This window comes from Vibrio sp. 1CM24A (assembly GCF_023161725.1).
In the GTDB taxonomy this organism is placed as follows: Bacteria; Pseudomonadota; Gammaproteobacteria; order Enterobacterales; family Vibrionaceae; genus Vibrio; species Vibrio coralliirubri.
On record NZ_JALNTS010000003.1, the window covers coordinates 500,844 to 518,059 of the forward strand.

Annotated in this window: 16 protein-coding genes; 11 read left to right on the plus strand and 5 right to left on the minus strand. The window is 42.9% G+C overall.

The genetic code is table 11. The annotated features are described in order from the left end of the window. Nucleotides 1-119 precede the first annotated feature (119 nt). A complete protein-coding gene (locus tag MSG38_RS09780) occupies nucleotides 120-1,367 on the plus strand; it encodes an anaerobic sulfatase maturase (protein ID WP_248401717.1) in 1,248 nt (415 codons plus the stop codon). Between the two features lie 100 nt (nucleotides 1,368-1,467). Here the strand turns inward: MSG38_RS09780 and MSG38_RS09785 are convergent, their stop codons facing one another. Next, nucleotides 1,468-2,058: a TetR/AcrR family transcriptional regulator gene (locus tag MSG38_RS09785; protein ID WP_248401718.1), complete on the minus strand. Its 591-nt coding sequence runs from the start codon at nucleotides 2,056-2,058 to the stop codon at nucleotides 1,468-1,470. A gap of 319 nt (nucleotides 2,059-2,377) precedes the next feature. Here MSG38_RS09785 and MSG38_RS09790 point away from each other — a divergent pair, with 319 nt between their 5' ends. The 8 genes from MSG38_RS09790 (at nucleotide 2,378) to MSG38_RS09825 (ending at nucleotide 9,424) form a co-directional block, all read left to right on the plus strand. Further along, on the plus strand, nucleotides 2,378-3,034 hold the full coding sequence (locus tag MSG38_RS09790) for a QnrS family quinolone resistance pentapeptide repeat protein (protein WP_017061081.1): 657 nt from the start codon (nucleotides 2,378-2,380) through the stop codon (nucleotides 3,032-3,034). A 119-nt stretch (nucleotides 3,035-3,153) separates the two neighbouring features. Continuing rightward, nucleotides 3,154-3,585 (plus strand): GNAT family N-acetyltransferase, encoded by a 432-nt coding sequence (locus tag MSG38_RS09795; RefSeq protein WP_248401719.1) that lies wholly within the window; start codon nucleotides 3,154-3,156, stop codon nucleotides 3,583-3,585. 551 nt (nucleotides 3,586-4,136) lie between these two features. Next, nucleotides 4,137-4,580 carry a PTS sugar transporter subunit IIA gene (locus MSG38_RS09800; protein WP_019824525.1) on the plus strand — a complete coding sequence of 148 codons (444 nt, stop codon included), beginning with the start codon at nucleotides 4,137-4,139 and terminating at the stop codon, nucleotides 4,578-4,580. Nucleotides 4,581-4,609: 29 nt separating this feature from the next. Beyond that, entirely contained in the window at nucleotides 4,610-6,022 is a 1,413-nt protein-coding gene (locus MSG38_RS09805) for a PTS mannitol transporter subunit IICB (protein ID WP_348983503.1), read from the plus strand. A gap of 47 nt (nucleotides 6,023-6,069) precedes the next feature. Continuing rightward, complete coding sequence (locus MSG38_RS09810) at nucleotides 6,070-7,341, plus strand: zinc-binding dehydrogenase (protein ID WP_248401720.1); 1,272 nt, start codon at nucleotides 6,070-6,072, stop codon at nucleotides 7,339-7,341. Nucleotides 7,342-7,397: 56 nt separating this feature from the next. After that, nucleotides 7,398-7,916, plus strand: coding sequence for an MltR family transcriptional regulator (locus MSG38_RS09815; RefSeq protein ID WP_164091097.1), 519 nt, complete (start codon nucleotides 7,398-7,400; stop codon nucleotides 7,914-7,916). Nucleotides 7,917-7,924: 8 nt separating this feature from the next. After that, complete coding sequence (locus MSG38_RS09820) at nucleotides 7,925-8,659, plus strand: nucleoside/nucleotide kinase family protein (RefSeq protein WP_248401721.1); 735 nt, start codon at nucleotides 7,925-7,927, stop codon at nucleotides 8,657-8,659. Between the two features lie 18 nt (nucleotides 8,660-8,677). Then, complete coding sequence (locus MSG38_RS09825) at nucleotides 8,678-9,424, plus strand: phosphatase (RefSeq protein ID WP_248365911.1); 747 nt, start codon at nucleotides 8,678-8,680, stop codon at nucleotides 9,422-9,424. A gap of 138 nt (nucleotides 9,425-9,562) precedes the next feature. Here MSG38_RS09825 and MSG38_RS09830 read toward each other — a convergent pair whose 3' ends face one another. Continuing rightward, on the minus strand, nucleotides 9,563-9,778 hold the full coding sequence (locus MSG38_RS09830) for a hypothetical protein (RefSeq protein ID WP_017065847.1): 216 nt from the start codon (nucleotides 9,776-9,778) through the stop codon (nucleotides 9,563-9,565). Nucleotides 9,779-10,226: 448 nt separating this feature from the next. Between MSG38_RS09830 and MSG38_RS09835 the strand changes: the two genes are divergently transcribed. Then, complete coding sequence (locus MSG38_RS09835; protein ID WP_017061084.1) at nucleotides 10,227-10,487, plus strand: DUF5062 family protein; 261 nt, start codon at nucleotides 10,227-10,229, stop codon at nucleotides 10,485-10,487. A 126-nt stretch (nucleotides 10,488-10,613) separates the two neighbouring features. On the opposite strand, the gene MSG38_RS09840 is transcribed toward MSG38_RS09835, so the two are convergent. The 3 genes from MSG38_RS09840 to MSG38_RS09850 form a co-directional block, all read right to left on the minus strand. Further along, the gene (locus MSG38_RS09840) at nucleotides 10,614-12,824 is read right to left on the minus strand and encodes a hypothetical protein (protein ID WP_248365910.1); all 2,211 of its coding nucleotides are present in this window, start codon (nucleotides 12,822-12,824) and stop codon (nucleotides 10,614-10,616) included. A gap of 92 nt (nucleotides 12,825-12,916) precedes the next feature. Beyond that, nucleotides 12,917-14,344 carry a melibiose:sodium transporter MelB gene (melB, locus tag MSG38_RS09845; RefSeq protein WP_050620309.1) on the minus strand — a complete coding sequence of 476 codons (1,428 nt, stop codon included), beginning with the start codon at nucleotides 14,342-14,344 and terminating at the stop codon, nucleotides 12,917-12,919. Between the two features lie 70 nt (nucleotides 14,345-14,414). Then, nucleotides 14,415-15,767, minus strand: a complete 1,353-nt coding sequence (locus tag MSG38_RS09850) for an alpha-glucosidase/alpha-galactosidase (protein ID WP_248401722.1) — start codon at nucleotides 15,765-15,767, stop codon at nucleotides 14,415-14,417. Between the two features lie 327 nt (nucleotides 15,768-16,094). On the opposite strand from MSG38_RS09850, the gene melR reads away from it, so the two are divergent. Further along, on the plus strand, nucleotides 16,095-17,099 hold the full coding sequence (melR, locus tag MSG38_RS09855; protein ID WP_248401723.1) for a transcriptional regulator MelR: 1,005 nt from the start codon (nucleotides 16,095-16,097) through the stop codon (nucleotides 17,097-17,099). Nucleotides 17,100-17,216: the final 117 nt, after the last annotated feature.

Sequence of the window (17,216 nt, forward strand, 5' to 3'; positions counted from 1 at the left end):
AGGAAATGAACCACTCGGCCAATCTAATGCCATCTAGCTTGGTTGGCCGATGAACACCGTGTAAAGGAATTACGAATTGTTTTTGCTAATACAATAACTTTTACATCGAGGCACTCTTCATGACGACACTATCGCTATCAAATTTGAGTTCAATTCCGCAGTTCAATGGTAAAGCACACAGCAAGCTTCAAGCGCTAGCAAAACCGATTGGGGCGGTGTGTAATATCAGTTGCACCTACTGTTATTACCTAGAAAAACAGCAGCTGCTTGAATACCCAAAAGGCTCTCAATATACGATGGATGAAGTCCTGTTAGAGCGTTATATCAAACAGTACATAGAGGGGCAGAACACGCCTGAAATCATCTTTTCTTGGCATGGTGGAGAGCCTACCTTGTTGGGGCTTGAGTACTTTAAAAAGGTCGTCGATCTGCAGAAAAAATATTGTCCTAGTTACAGCAAGATCAGCAATGACCTTCAAACCAATGGCACGTTATTGAATGATGCGTGGTGCGAGTTCTTCAAGAACAATGACTTTATCATCGGCGTGAGTATTGATGGACCAGAGCACCTACATAATCACTACCGAACTAACCGTGCAGGCAAAGGCACTTTTTCTCAAACAATGCGTGGCATTCGCTACTTGAAACAACATAACGTCGAGTTCGCGACTCTAAGCTGCGTGAATGATGTGACAGGTAAGTATCCATTAGAGGTCTATCGCTTTCTACGCGATGAAGTGGGTTCGAAGCAATTGCAGTTTATACCTGTGGTCGATCAGCGCGAAGCTCACACCAACAATAAATGGTTGATCAATCAACAAGCGATCATTCCTGTATCAGGCGAGGTTGAACCGTGGAGTGTCGGCTCTGCGCAATGGGGACAATTCCTCACTACCGTTTTTGATGAGTGGTTTGAACACGATTTTGGTCGGGTATTAGTGCCGTACTTTGAAAATTTTGTCGGCGTATGGATGGGCAGAGAAAGCACCATGTGCACCTTGAGTGAGATCTGCGGCAAAGGTTTAGCGGTCGAGCCCAATGGCGATGTGTACTCATGTGACCATTATGTATTTCCTGAATTTCAGTTAGGTAATATTCAGGAACAAGCACTTTCAACTTTAGCCTTTTCGCCAAAGCAGCAGCGTTTTGGGTTCGCCAAACAAAAGTCTCTGCCGAAACAATGCCAAGCCTGTGAGTTTAAATTTGCATGTCATGGCGAATGCCCCAAAAACCGTATCATCACAAGCCGAGATGGTGAGGCTGGGTTAAATTATCTCTGTGAAGGTTGGCTGAGCTTCTTCAAGCATATCGACCCGGTTATTAAGGGCTTACTCAAAGCCAATAATATTGCGTCTCGTCTGGGGTAGCGGAGTAGGTGTGAATGGATTCAACCAAGATTTAAGTTAGATAGAAGGCTCGCTAAATTGTGCGAGCCTTTTGGTTTTTGGTTTTTGGTAACGGGTATATCTAGTCAGCCGATTCTTGTGCTGGGTTCATGGAAAGAATGGTTTCATCCATGGCATTGTTTAGAATCGAACGGTTACGCTGCATAGCGGCCATGAGCGTTGAGCCAAGCCATAAACCATAAAGCGTTCGAGATAGCGACTCTGGCTCTGCGATAGTGAAATCACCATCGGCATTACCTTCTTCAAACAGCTTTGCCATACGCAGGATGATCTTTTCTGCACCTTCTGCCATGGTCGATTGCAACGGGTTAGCAGACCCAGATACTTCTCCCGCCAGTTTTACGACAAGACATTGGATATTGAAGTCTTCAGTCAGTTTCGATGCACACCAAAACTCGAAATAGGCTTTAACGCGATCACGACGAGAAAGCGACTCATCACTTAAAAAGTCATCCAGCTTAGCGAGATGCTCATCAAAGTAGTTAGTAAGAAGAATCTCACCAAAGTGTTCTTTGGATTTAAAGTAGTGGTAAAAAGAACCCTTCGTGCCTTCCGCTTGGTTGATGATTTTCATCAGGCCAACACCAGCAAACCCGTGTTCATTAATAAGGCTAAACCCTGCATCGAGCATAGCTTGTCGCATGTCTTTCATTGTTCTTACTCTTTATGCTGAGAATGAGGAATAGTGTAACCAGCAACATACCAACCGTCCAGTCTAGCGCGTTAGGACGCGGTCAATAATTGACTCGTTTAGTGAAAGTGAATTTTCTCTTATTGGCACTTCTAAGCGACAAAACTTTTTTCAAGATAAGCGCATGCTATAAAACGAAAATGACAACCTTAAAGAGCTTGTTTGGTGCCTTAAAATGACCAAATTGGGGTGTTTTAAGTTGCTGTTTTTGTTGGTTTTTAATTTGATGTTTTCTTCAGGTCGCAATGGTAGTCTTAGCGTAATTTCTTTAGGGGGCTAAATGGACACTAATAACAGCACTTACCATCACCACAGTTTTGCTCAGCAAGATTTATCAGAGCTTACATTTACAGCCTGCACGTTTATCCGTTGTGATTTCAGACGTTCGAACTTACGTGACGCAACGTTTATTAACTGTAAGTTTATTGAACAAGGCGATATTGAGGGATGCCACTTTGATGTTGCCGACTTACGAGATGCAAGCTTTCAGAATTGCCAACTGGCGATGGCGAACTTTAGTAACGCGAATTGCTATGGTATTGAGCTGCGTGAATGCGACTTGAAAGGGGCTAACTTCACTCGTGCTAACTTTGCCAATCAGGTAAGCAATAGAATGTATTTTTGCTCTGCGTATATTACGGGCTGTAATCTGTCATACGCCAATTTTGAACAAGCTTGTTTAGAGAAGTGTGAGCTGTTTGAGAACCGTTGGATAGGCACTTACCTTGGCGGCGCGTCACTGAAAGAGTCTGATCTTAGCCGAGGTGTGTTCTCGGAAGATGTATGGGGGCAATTCAGTATGCAAGGTGCTAATTTATGCCATGCTGAATTAGAAGGGTTAGATCCTCGCAAGGTAGACACATCGGGGATTAAAATCGTCGCGTGGCAGCAAGAGCAACTGCTTGAAACCATGGGTATTGTGGTCATGCCTGATTAATAGAAGCAGTGAGGTAGAGTGAGTCGATAGTGAACGCTGTTGTTTTGTATTATTAATGCCTGTTACACTATAGCTTCGCGGCTGCACATGTTTATATTCAGTTTAATCTAGAGAAAATTATGACTATAGAAAATGTGCTTCCTGAAGATTATGCAGAAATGCTTAAGGTTTGGGAGAATTCGGTCCGAGCAACTCATGACTTTATTACAGAAGAAGATATTGAGTTTTTTAAACCTATTATCATGGAACATGCGTTCCCTGCGGTTTCTTTGAAATGCGTTAAAAATGAAAGTGGTTCGATTGTTGGCTTCGTGGGTGTCCATGATGCAAAAGTTGAGATGCTTTTCGTTTTAAATGAAGTTCGAGGGCAAGGCGTAGGCATGGTGTTATTGCAACATGCGATTGAGCAGTTAGCAGCCACCAAAGTTGACGTTAATGAGCAAAACCCACAAGCGGTAGGTTTCTATCAGCACATGGGGTTCAAAATTGAATCACGCTCCCCACTTGATGACATGGGAAAACCATTTCCAATTCTGCATATGACGCTGTAAGCCTCGGTTGTCGTATCACTCGGTTGTAATCAACCACAGTCGCTAGAAGAAAAGCCCAAAGCTAATAACTTTGGGCTTTTCCGTATCTGGAGTTTCGTCTGACTTTTTATGCAGGTCGTTTTCATGTCGTGAGGCTGGATGAGTGAGTTAGCAGTTTGTTATGTTGTAAAATTTCAGTCGAATGGTGTTTAGATTTCATACGCGATCTTGGTCACTGATTTTGGCGTGTTACATTCCTTATTTTACGAATATAAACATAACCATTATCACAATTAATTTATGGTCAACCGTCTAGTTTGAACTCATATCTCATTTTGTCGTTTTAAATTAATTTTAGTTATTGAGTTCGATGTCAAACTTAAACTATTGACTTGTTTTAAATTATAAATTTGTTATTTAATTACAAGTTGAATTTGAGGGGTAACGCAGAAATATTCGATTGACAGTTATTTATAGGTGACTAAAGTCACGTTTCTTTGCCATTTCTCGATTCGACAACTTCCATTGATAATAATCCCAACAACAACGAACAAGAATAACTGGGATATATTATGCTTTATGACCTTATTGACCACGACTTAATTGATGTCATTAACCACTCTGAATATAAGTGGGAAGATGCAGTTAAAGAAACGACTCGTTATTTACAAGATAAAGGTTACGTTACCGATAACTACGCAGACGCGATCATTCAGTCAACGCATGATAATGGACCTTATTATGTTCTTTGTCCAGGCATTGCTATGCCTCATGCCCGTCCAGAAGCAGGTGTACTAAAGACTGGGTTGGGTATCCATGTTTTTTCAACCCCAGTTGATTTCGGTTCAGAAATGGGCCCAGCGAATGTCTTATTAACATTAGCTGCAAAGGATTCAGATACACACATCGAGGTTATTCAAGCACTTAGTGAAATGTTAGTTGATGAAGAAAACATTGCCAAGCTGGCGGCTTCATCTTCAAAAGCTGACGTACTTGAAATTATTAAAAGCTACTAAGAATAACCTTTGAAAATAAGGAATATACCGTGTCTACAAATATAAGAGCAAAAGTGCAATCTTTTGGTGGTCATTTGACTGCGATGGTATTGCCAAATATTGGAGCCTTCATCGCATGGGGCTTTATTACTGCATTATTTATTCCAACAGGTTGGATGCCTAACGAATATTTTGGTGAATTAGTGGGTCCGATGATCACTTATTTACTTCCTTTGCTTATTGGTTATACCGGTGGACAAATTGTCGGGGATAAGCGTGGTGCAGTTGCTGGTGCGATAGGTACCATGGGTGTTATCGCTGGCGCTGAGATTCCAATGTTTGTTGGCGCAATGATCATGGGTCCATTGAGTGGCTGGGTGATCGTTCAAATCGATAAACGCTTACAAGACAAGATCCCTTCAGGTTTTGAGATGGTGGTAAACAACTTCTCGCTAGGCATCTTCGGCATGTTGATGTGTCTATTTGCTTACGCGATTGTTGGCCCTGCTGTGACTGCTGCGAACCTATTCGTTAAATCGGGTATCGAAGCGCTTGTAGCAACTGGTTTTCTACCGTTACTTGCCATTATTAATGAACCAGCAAAAGTACTGTTCCTAAACAACGCTATCGACCAAGGTATTTACTACCCATTAGGTCTGCAAGCTGCGGCGGAAACGGGCAAATCGATCTTCTTTATGGTGGCGTCAAACCCGGGGCCTGGCCTAGGTATGCTTTTGGCTTACGCGAAATTTGGTCAAGGTCTAAGTAAGAAATCAGCACCAAGTGCAATCATCATTCACTTCTTCGGTGGTATCCATGAGCTGTACTTCCCATACGTGCTAATGAAGCCAATCATGATTGTTGCGATGATTGCTGGTGCGGCGACAGGTATTGCCACGTTCAACCTACTTGATGGTGGTCTGGTTGCTGGCCCTAGTCCTGGCTCGATTTTCTCTTACTTAGCACTTACACCAAAAGGTAGCTTCTTCGCAACCATCGCAGGTGTGGCTTCAGCAACGATTGTGTCTTTCCTTGTCGCAAGTGCAATCTTGAAAGTGAGCAAGAAAGAACAATCAGAAGACGAGTTTGAACAGTCGATAACCGACATGAAAGATATGAAAGCAGAGGGTGTGGTAGCAAAAGCATCAGCTCAGGCTTCAACAGAACAGCCAAAGGAAGCAAAGAACATCAAATTTATTGCCTTTGCATGTGATGCGGGAATGGGCTCAAGCGCCATGGGAGCATCGACTTTCAAACGCAAACTAGAAAAAGCTGGCTACGATGTTCAAGTTAAAAACTTTGCCATCGAAAAAGTCCCAACTGATGCCGATGTGGTGGTGACTCACGAGAGTCTAGAGAATAGAGCGATTAAAGCAACGGGTTTACCAGTAGTGACTATCAAGAACTTCTTACATGACCCTGCATTAGACAACCTAATGAACACCATTGGTCAACAAGCTTAATTTAAATTTTGGGGCCACTCAGTGGTCCCACTTTCGGAGAGAAAATCATGACTCAAACAACTGCTGCTGTTATCCGTGGTGAAAAAGATGTTCAACTTAGAACGTTCGATCTTCCAAAAATTTCTGATGATGAACTATTAGTTAAAAATATCTCAAACAGCATCTGTCTTTCTACTTACAAAGCTGCGCTGTTAGGCAGCAACCATAAACGTGTACCGGAAAATATTGCTGAAGTTCCCGTAATGACAGGCCACGAATACGCAGGTGTGATTGTGGAAGTGGGTGCAAACTTGCAAGACCGTTTTAAGCCGGGCGAACCATTTGTACTGCAGCCAGCAATGGGCTTGCCAACAGGCTACTCGGCAGGTTATAGCTATGAAACGTTCGGCGGCAATGCGACGTACTCAATTATCCCTAAAGTAGCAATCGACTTGGACTGTGTATTGCTTTACAAGAGTTCGTACTACGCTAATGCCTCTTTAGCTGAACCTATGTCATGCATCATTGGTGCGTTCCACGCAAGCTACCATACAACGCCTTACGTATATGAACATCAAATGGGCATCAAAGAGGGCGGCTCTCTTGCATTGTTAGCATGTGCAGGCCCTATGGGAATTGGTGCAATTGACTACGCGATTAATGGTCCAGTCAAACCAAGTCGAATCGTTGTCACCGATATTGACGAAGCGCGCCTAGAGCGAGCTGAGAGCCTAATTCCTGTATCAAAAGCAGCAGAGAACGGTATCGAACTGTTCTATGTGAATACCGCTAAGTTAGAAGATCCTGTCTCACACCTTAAGCAGCTGAATGATGGCAATGGGTATGATGATGTCATGGTGTATGCCGCGGTTGCACAAGTGCTTGAGCAAGCGGATGAGTTGCTAGGCAATGATGGTTGCTTAAATTTCTTTGCTGGCCCAACGGACAAGCAGTTCAAAGTACCATTCAACTTCTATAACGTTCACTACGAAGCGACTCACATTGTTGGCACTTCTGGTGGCTCTACGGGTGATATGGTCGAGTCTATTGAGCTTTCAGAAGCGAATAAAATCAACCCTTCATTTATGCTGACACACGTTGGTGGTCTAGAAGCGGCACCGCATACAATTCTCAATCAGTTAGATATTCCGGGTGGCAAGAAGTTGATTTACCCACATATCGACTTGCCGCTGACAGCGATTGACCAATTCCATACACTGGCAGAGCAGTCTCCATTCTTCCTGGAGCTTGATGAAATCTTGAAAGCCAATAATTACGTTTGGAATGAATTGGCAGAAAAAGCGCTACTTGAATTTTATGATGTGAGCTTAACCGTTTAATATGGTTCATTATTGTGGTGGCGAGCCAACCACCACAGCTTCATGAGGTAATTGATATTTTGTTGCAAGATGAATTATTGGATGCATTGGAACAGTGTGATTCCGCGACGAGTTTGATCGAAGCGTCTAATAAGTTAATAAACCAAAAACTGAAAAAGCTATTACCGAACGTGTTTGTTCAAGATGCTTTGGTGATGGAGTACGCCGTCGTACCTCTTTTAAAAGAAGATGGGCCTCTTGTGACAACCGACGTCGCCTCTAAATTGATGTTTGCGATGGGTAAGATCTCTTTGGAAACCTACGCAGATATTGGCTTATTCGACCAAATGTATGAATACACTAGTAAGCAATCGCAAGTACTGACATTTGGCGATGACATGGTTTACGACTTCATCAGTAATCAATCAAACCTCTCGAAAGGCAAAGATAGCTTCTACTTAGATTCAATTAACCAATTAAAATTCTCGTCATTCGATTCATTCACTCAAACACGTTACGAGTCGCTGATTAAAACAGTGTTGAAACTCTGTTGCGAGAACTTGTTGGAAAGTATTGAGAAAGAGATATTAGGATAAGGTTGAACATGAAAGTTTCCTTAAATGTGAGTGGCTTTGAAACCGAAGCGACATTCCCTGATAAAGATATTGAACAGATTCATAAACCACTGGTTGAAAAATTTACGCGACTTTTTGAGCAGAAAAAAGAGCGTACGATTATCTTTTTGTGTGCCCCTCCTGGCAGTGGTAAATCGACGTTAGCCGCGTTTTGGGAGCATTTGTCCCATCAACAAACCAACGTTGAGCCACTTCAGGTATTGCCATTTGACGGTTTTCATTACCCCAATGAGATATTGGACTCAAACTACATCGTTCGTGATGAACAGAAAATTAAACTCCGTACCATTAAAGGCTCTCACGAAACGTTCAACCTAACCTCGTTGATCGATAAGTTGAAACAGCTGAAAGTAAAAAATCCTACGTGGCCGTATTACGATAGAAATCTTCATGATCCTGTGGATGACGCAATCTCGGTAGACAAGGACATTGTCGTGATTGAAGGCAACTGGTTGTTACTGAACGAGCCTGTTTGGAATGGATTGCATGAGTTGGCTGATTTCACCATCTTCATAGACACCGACGCTAAGTTCCTCGAAGAGCGCTTAGTAAACCGCAAGGTGCGAGGAGGTACCACATTAGAAGAGGCGGTCGAGTTCTATAAAAATTCAGACTCAAAAAACGTCGATAAAGTGTTAGACCATTCTATTCCAGCTGACCTAACACTCTTCATGAGTCAAGACGGTTCGTTTCAAATCAATTAAACAATTTAGGAGGTCATAATGGAGATTGTTGTCGACAGCCATACTCATACATTGGCAAGTGGCCATGCCTATAGCACCATTATCGAAAATGCACTGGCATCGAAAAATAAGGGGCTAAAACTCCTTTGTACAACGGATCATGCTCCTGAAATGCCGGGAGCCCCCCACTACTGGTTTTTCAATAACCAAAGGATTTTGCCCCGCTTTCTGCACGATGTAGGTATCTTGCGTGGTGTGGAAGCCAACACACTGAACACTGCTGGGGAGTTGGATCTTCCTCCCTCTTCTTACCAACACTTAGACTGGGTGATTGCGAGCTTACATGAGCCAGTTTTCAAGCCCTCGACGAAGCAAGAACATACACAGGCGTTAATCAACGTTATTAAGAGTGGCAAAGTTGATGTGCTAGGGCACTTAGGGAACCCAAACTACAAGTTCGATATGGAAGCGGTTCTGCTGTGCGCAAAGGAGCACAATGTTGCAATTGAAGTGAACAATACGTCACTGACAGGCAAGAGCCGAAAAGGAAGCGATGTGCGATGCTCAAAAATTGTCGAGATCGGCAAGCGAGTTGGCGTTTACTTTTCTACAGGTTCTGATGCGCATTTCTGTGAAGAGATTGCTCATCTGGGTCTTGTAAAAGCATTACTTGAAAAGCACGGTGTGGAAGAAGACAAAATAATCACGACCTCAACATCCCGATTTTTGAACTTTTTATTATTGCGCGGTAAGAGTCGTATCGAAGAATTTACACACTTATATTAAGTGTGTTGCTGAGTTAATGATTACTGGTATCAAAAAGCCCAAAGCTAATAACTTTGGGCTTTTCCGTATCTGGTAACCAGCATTTTATAATGAATTTTTAAAAAGAGAATGCTTGGTGATAGAGAACTGATTGGTTGATTAATGCATGCCTGAGCGCATTTTGTCGGCGAGCGCAAAGAAGACAAAAATCACGAAGCATACTAGAGCAACACACAGTGAAGCTATGATTGTAGTTGCGTCTTTTGATATCAATGGAACAACGATAGAAGCTAATGCAACTAACATAACCAAGATATGAACGATTCGTCCGATGATTGGGTTTTTATGACAGAATGAAGCCCAGAGGTAACGCATTTTTAACACCAGTATAATATTAGTGGGTTTATTCTATTTTCTTAATGAGTATTTTGTAAATAACATTCTGTTACAAGAACCAGTAAATATGATCTAAGTCGTTTTAGTATAAAACTGATTAAATAACAGAAGGTTATTTGTATTATATAGAATGTTTATCATCTAAATAAGAAACATAGTATTCCGTATTCTTTGGAATGCTAAGTCAAATATTATTCAACTTTTTGTTTCTTGACTTAAGATCTCATTTACTGAGTATTTTATTAAGAGATCGTTTGCGTATAACCATTGATATCGCAAATGCCAACCGAATTAGAATCAGCCTAGAGCCTGTTATTCGTTTTACGTTATTTATCAAAGCGACGCCTCAAATTGAGAACGAAGTAATCTTGTGAGTTTTTCGGTTTGATATACTCAGTATTCATTCGATAAAGATGATGGAGATGATATGTCGAAAACCGCGAAGATCATTAATGAAGATAAGCTGGTAAAAAAAGCAGTTGAAGTCGGTTTTAAGATGGCAAAGCTACAAGGTTTTGATTTGCCAAATTCATCCCAACCGATAAAGGTTAAAGCGGTGTACTTGTTCCTTGTTGAAGTCAATCAGATCACACCGTTACCGGACGACAAGCTTGATGGCGCGAACATTAAGAAGCGTTTAGCACTCTGGCTTCATAAGGCACTGCCGGATAATGACCCGCTAAAATAAAGAAGTTCTGAATACTGGTGCAGTTCACCTGATTTGAACTGATGATTGGCAACCTTTCCCCTAATCTCACTTATTGTTTTAATGTACGAAAGCCTAGCGATTACTCGCTAGGCTTTGTTTTAAGCGTTACCTTTCAATAACTCGAGTAGAATTTTTCGCTATGGGTACAATGACATAGCTGACTTGTTGCCCGTTCACTTGTTTGGTTTGACTGCGGATGGCTTGACCATCTACGATTAACGTTGGGTAATCGCCATAGAACCATGCTTCCCATTCGAGGGCATGCTCAGAACGGTTGGTAAGCGTTGACTTCGTGAGCCCATCATGACGTAGGGTTAGCTCATGCTCACCCATTGGTAACTGATCCACACTTAACCATTCTATGTCATTGGTGAGGTGAGAAGCTGTCGACACTCGGTGCTCTGCGGCGTTTGGTTTTATGCCCATTAAGCCTTCAATCGTATTTGAAATGAATGTAAAGGATATTTCTGGGTAGTCACCATTGGTTCCTTGAGTTGGACGTTCGTGTGGCTCATCTTTAGTGTCCATTATGTACTGCATCCACTTCCATGCTTCGGCATTGCGATTATATGGAAAGTAGGTTTCAGGAATGTAGGTGTAGGCTTCAATATTGTTTGGTGCCTCTGGTGTGCTACCAATGCCATCGCCTAGATTGTTAGCAATGAAATCAAGATACCTGTTGTTTCTTTCTCCTGGTTCAGTGATGAGTTTCATCGGCATGAACCAACTATTCTCCTTACCAAAATCGTTTAGGCGGAGCCCATCTTTTTGAACAATGTTAACGTAGTTCTCTAGTGGTTTATTTGGATCTACGACGCTCCAGTCTTCATTAAAATAACGCTTAAGTTCTTGGGCTTTTTCTCGCCAGAGTGTGGCGTCATTATATTCTTCTCGTGCTTCTAACATTGCTGAGTAAGCGAGAGTAGCTTGGTATTGTGAGCCAATTCCGTCACCGGCTTCGATTGGAAACTCTCCTCGTTCGTTGTACGTTGCAGAGCCTTCAAAAATACCGCCATAACCTTCAGCGATACCATTTGGATCTTGGTCATCATGTAGCTCGATGTAATCGGTGAGAACCTTGGTATAAAACTGCCAGAGATCATCATCTTCTATATAGCGTTTGTCTCCTGTCCATTGATATTGCTTCCATGCCTTTTCAACAAATTCAAACTGTGCTGGCACTTCACGAACAAACCAATTGTCGTCATCATAATCAATAGTGTGTGGCGTACCATCGAAATTAATAGCCCATAGTGTGTACCACTTTCTTGACTCTGTTGAGTGCTTGGCGAAGGTTTTGAACATTGAGAAATTTTCTGGTTCAAGCCCTGCGATTTTTGCGCCACTTGCTTGGTGTAAGAAGTCTCTTGAGTAAAAGGCTGTTCGGTCAAAATAGCCAGCCCAATAAGATGGAATGTAATCTGCGCTGCCATCACCATCGTTATTGTATTCATCCCGGTTCACGAGGTCGTGTTGACCTGTCATTACAAAGCGCTGAGTTTTCTCCATAGCCCATTCGAAAGAGTCTTGAAGCTTCGTATTCGAAGAGGTGACCACCACTTGCTTTTCTTTCTCGATAGCCGTGATCGTCCACTGCTGTTCTTTATTGTTGTCATCTATCACTGCTATTTGTACCGGCTGACTGAAGTCGATGACATCACCTGTGTTGATAGACGAATAGCTGCCTTCAGAGATTAGGAATTTTCCTATGGTTAATGTGGTTAGATCTGTGCCAAACGGGACCTGGAACTTTATATCCCTAGAAATCTTATTAACGCTAGTGACACCGACTTGTTCTTGAGTTGAGAACTGAATAATTTGGTTGAAATGTAGAGGTTTACTTTTATTACTTTTGATTAACGCAACGCTGTCGACACTGACCCCTCCTTGGTTAGAACCTGAGAACCAGACTTTTAGCTGCTCGCCCTTTTCTAGTGGGATGTGTTTTAGGTTTTTTCGTTGATATTTGGTGCTTTGTTTTATTTTGTCACTCACTAATATTTGATCGGTGAGGTTAGTCATTGCGAGGGTGGCATCGTTTGAAGGACTAATAAAATACGCGGATAAATCGTAGTAGCCTGTCTCGGGAATCGTTACGATTTGACTGATGTGGTGATTCTTGCCTTGAGCGATACGACCTCGGTATTCTCCTTCATGAGTGAAGTCATTTTTGATATTAGAAAACCAATAGCTCCATCCTAACCCTTTATTTTCAAAGCTAGGGTTAGTAAGAATGTTGTCGTTTTTTTGTGCGTGTGCCCCAGCTGATAGCATGAGGGAACAAGTGATGGCAGAAGCAAGTACTTTGAGTTTCATACGGATCTCTTTTATTGGAAGTAGAAAGGCTAGTGAGGGGGGGGGGATGAACGTCAATGTGGTCGAAACCTCCATTGACGTCGCTTTATGATTTATGTTGCTTGTGCCGGTTCTGTCGGTTTCGCGGTTTCCCCTTTGCTTGAGCCATCATTTGTAATGTGATCGTATTTCTCGGTTAAGTGATCTTGAATCTTTTGGTGGTATGCACCGTTCAACTTGTAGAAGCGGAAGTAGATGATTAACGCAATGGCAAAGAAGAAAGCAGGTAGGCCGACCATGATGCATTGCATGCCGAAGACGGTTTCAGGGCTTTGCGTTACGTTGGGCACATAGTCAACTGCAGTGAGGGCGATACCGATAAAGAAAGCGGCAAATGCTGAACCTGCTTTTACGACCAAGGTTTGCACCGAGTAAGCGATGCTTTCACAACGAGAACCCAGTTTAAACTCACCATAATCGACCGTGTCTGCCACCATAATCACGTTCAGTACCCAGAACAGAGCGGTACCGATTTGTAGGAAGACGCCTGCCGTTGATATCAGCAGAATGCTTTGTTTGTCATACATGCCGACGTAGATGAGTACCGCGCTGCCTAAGATAGGGAAAGTGGATGCGCAGGCCCATAAAACTCGGCGTGAGAACATTTTCGCAAGTTTAGGGAACAACACTAGAGTGATAAGGTTCGCGATACCTGCATACGCCATGTAGTACGGGAATAGCTCTTCATTGCCGACCACATAAGTGAAGTAGTAAACCGCGAAGGCGGTAATGATGTTGGTCGCAAGGTTGTAAGACAACGCCATACACAGAACACTGGTCAGTTGGTCGTTTTTGTAGATAAGTGACAGTAGTTTTTTCAGTGAAACCTTTTCTTCAGGTTGAGTTGTGTCTAGGTTGGCGGTTGAATAACGTTCCTTCACATTACGCAATGTAATGAAAGTTGATACCAAGAAACAAGCGATCAACAAGAGTGTAAAAATCTGGAAGCCGAACCCTTTGTCGTCACCACCTACGTAATTCACAAAAGGCATCGCGATAGCCGCAGTTACAATCCAAGCTAGGCTAGCAAAGAAGCGAGGGTATGGGACGAGCTCTTCACGTTCACGCTTATCTAAGGTGAGTGTTGGAACCAATGACCAAAAAGGAATATCCATTAATGTGTAGGTCATGCCCCAAAGAATATAGGTGACAGCAGCGTAAGCGATTAGCCAAGGGCCTTCGATATAGTGAGCACTAAACACCATCAATAGAACGACTGAATTGGCGAGCGTGCCGATTAAAATCCAAGGCTTGAATTTACCCCAACGAGTGCGGGTATTGTTGACCAGCCATCCCATAATTGGGTCATTGACCGCATCCCAGATACGCGCGACGAGGAAAATAGTGCCGACTGCAGCGGCAGAAATACCGACCACATCGGTGTAGTAAAACATTAGGTACATATAGACGATGGTGATTGCGAAGTCTTTACCAAATGCGCCAAAGCCATAACTGAGCTTGGTATTCATTGAGATACTCATTGCCACTCCTTACGCCTCCTCTTAGAGAAGGCGTTAATATTCACGTTATTGTATTTTTATTAGTATGAAATTACTTGTTAACCCACTCTGGTAACCAACCTTGATGAGCCTCAATTAAGTCATCAACCAGCGCGTATATCTCTTCTATTCCAAGTACAGCGGCAGTATGAGGATCAAGCATCGCAGCATGATAAATACGGTCGCGGTTTTCAGTGAGAATGGCTTCGGTTAATAGAGTTTGAACGTTGATGTTGGTTTGCATCAATGCCGCTAAGTGATTTGGTAGGCGACCAACTTTGATCGGTTGCACACCATTCGCATCAACTAAACAAGCGACCTCAACACAGCAACCTTGCGGTAAGTTATCGATTAAGGCTTCGTTTTTAACGTTGCCATAGATGACGCTCGGTATACCTGTCCAGATAGAGTTCATGATGGTGCTAGCGTACTCATGAGATTCTTCAACGGTGATCTTATCGGCCGTTTTGAACTCTTGAAGATCCTTTTTCCAATCGGCAATTTGTTCGACACAACGTTTAGGGTATTCATCAAGTGGCACTTTATAACGTTCGATTAAATCTGGACGATTTGGCTTGATAAAGTAGGGGGTGTATTCAGAAAAATGTTCAGAAGACTCTGTCACAAAGTAGCCAAGCTTCTTAAACATCTCATAGCGGACTAAATTGGTGCAGCGACCATTGTGATAAATACCCGGTTTCGGTGCTTGGCCACTCTCAAAGGCTTCCAGTAGGTCAGGATAAATGTCGACGTACTTGCCACTTGCTGTTTTCTTCTCGAGGGTCAGGTAGTAAGCCATGTGGTTGATGCCCGCGCAGGTGTAGCGAAGGTCTGCGTAATCTAAGTTTAGGTCTCGTGCTAGTTCTTCAGCAGTACCTTGTACTGAGTGACACAAACCGACTTGTTTAATGTGCGGATACTTCTCGTACATTGCCCATGTGTTCATTGCCATTGGGTTGACGTAGTTGAGCATGGTCGCGTTCGGGCAAACCTCCGTCATATCTTCACAGACACTCCAAAGATGCGGGACTGTGCGCAGTGAACGCATTATGCCGCCCGGACCAAGTGTGTCTGCGATTGTTTGTTCCAGACCATGGCGCTTACACACCTCGAAATCGGTGACGGTACAAGGTTCGTAACCGCCGATTTGGAAAGCGATGACGACAAAATCTGCGTCTTGTAGCGCTTCTTTCTGATTTAAGTGACATGAAATAGAGCCAGTAGCGCCTGATGATTCCATCAACTTACTGACGACAAGATGAGACTCTTCTAATCGGGTCTCATCAATATCCATCAAGGCGACATGAGCGTTTTGTAATGCCGAACGGTGGAAAACGTCACCAAGAATGTTCTTAACAAAAATGGTTGAGCCAGCACCGATGAATGTGATCTTAGGGCTTTGCATAGTGGAATCCTTTATCTCTCTGAGTTCTTTGTTGATGCAGATAAATTACACCTAGAACCCATGTCGATTCGTCTCAGATAATCTAATAGCTCTCCTGTTTTCTAATATTTTTAAATCACTAAATAGAAATCTTAGGAAATGGGACAACTTGCTGGCTTTTAAGGAGAGAGCTTATGCAATGGAGCGAGTTTTGCACTTAAGATACTGACTCTAATCACATCGTGATGATCTTATGAATTGGGGTACTACAGCTCTATGATCGCCTTCAGAGTTTTATTATCGAGGAACTGTTAAAACTCAGCTATACGATTTCCTAAGGAGCGAGATATGCCGCAATCAGCCCCAGATACGGTGAGAATTATCACTTTAGATAAGTACTCATCTGAGACCGTGTCGGTAAGTCCGCTTTCTCTCTATTCTTCCTATGAGAAAATCGATATCGAACTCAGAGCGCCTCACTCCATGCCGGGCTATCACTGGCATGGTCAAGTTGAGGTGAATATTCCCTTTGGCGATGATGTGGAGTACATCATTAACGGCAGTCCGGTTGTGGTTAAAAGCGGATCGATTGGCTTGTTTTGGGCATCGGTACCGCATCGACTTACCAATCCAGGTCAATGCCATAATATGGGGATCATTAACATACCGATTCACCATTTTATGTCGTGGGCTCTCAGTCGGGATTTTATCAATCAGATAACTCACGGCAGTGTATTGCAATCGAATTCCTGTTCGTTGATCAGTGAGTTTGAAATCTCCCGTTGGGCACAAGAGATAAAGCATTCATCCGAAAGTCGTCAGCAGTTGGCTATGGATGAAATTGGCTTAATGCTTAAACGAATCTGCCTTGATGGTTGGCAACAGCTACTGGTAAATCGACAGGATAAGTCGACCAAGAAAGGGGTATCAAAACACTCCCAATTCTATGTCAGCCAGATGTTGGAATACATTGCGACTCACCATAATCAGCCATTAACCGTTAAAGGTATCGCTGAACATATCGGATTACATAGCAACTATGCGATGAACGTATTTCAGCGAACGATGCAGATGACCATTAAGCGGTACATTACTGCGATGCGCATCAACCACGCTCGTGCTTTGCTGAGTGATACGGATAGAACCATTCTCGATATATCACTCACGGTGGGCTTTAATTCGAGCAGCCGATTCTATGAAACCTTTCAAACGTACATTGGCGTCACGCCGACTCAATATAGAAAATTAGCTAGAGAAGATCACCGATGGAGCAGTCATGGGGCCAGCCCGCTATACGACCTTGAGAAAGGTGCGTGTGATGGGAAAAGGCCGTTAACGACGACGGACAGTTAGCGGTATTGATACAACTCGATAAAAGAAAAGCCACAGCGTTTGAAGTGACCCCATAAAGTTGGACATTTCTGTTAAGCGGCTTTCAAGGCCTGAGTTCGATATTCTATCGGAGTCAGG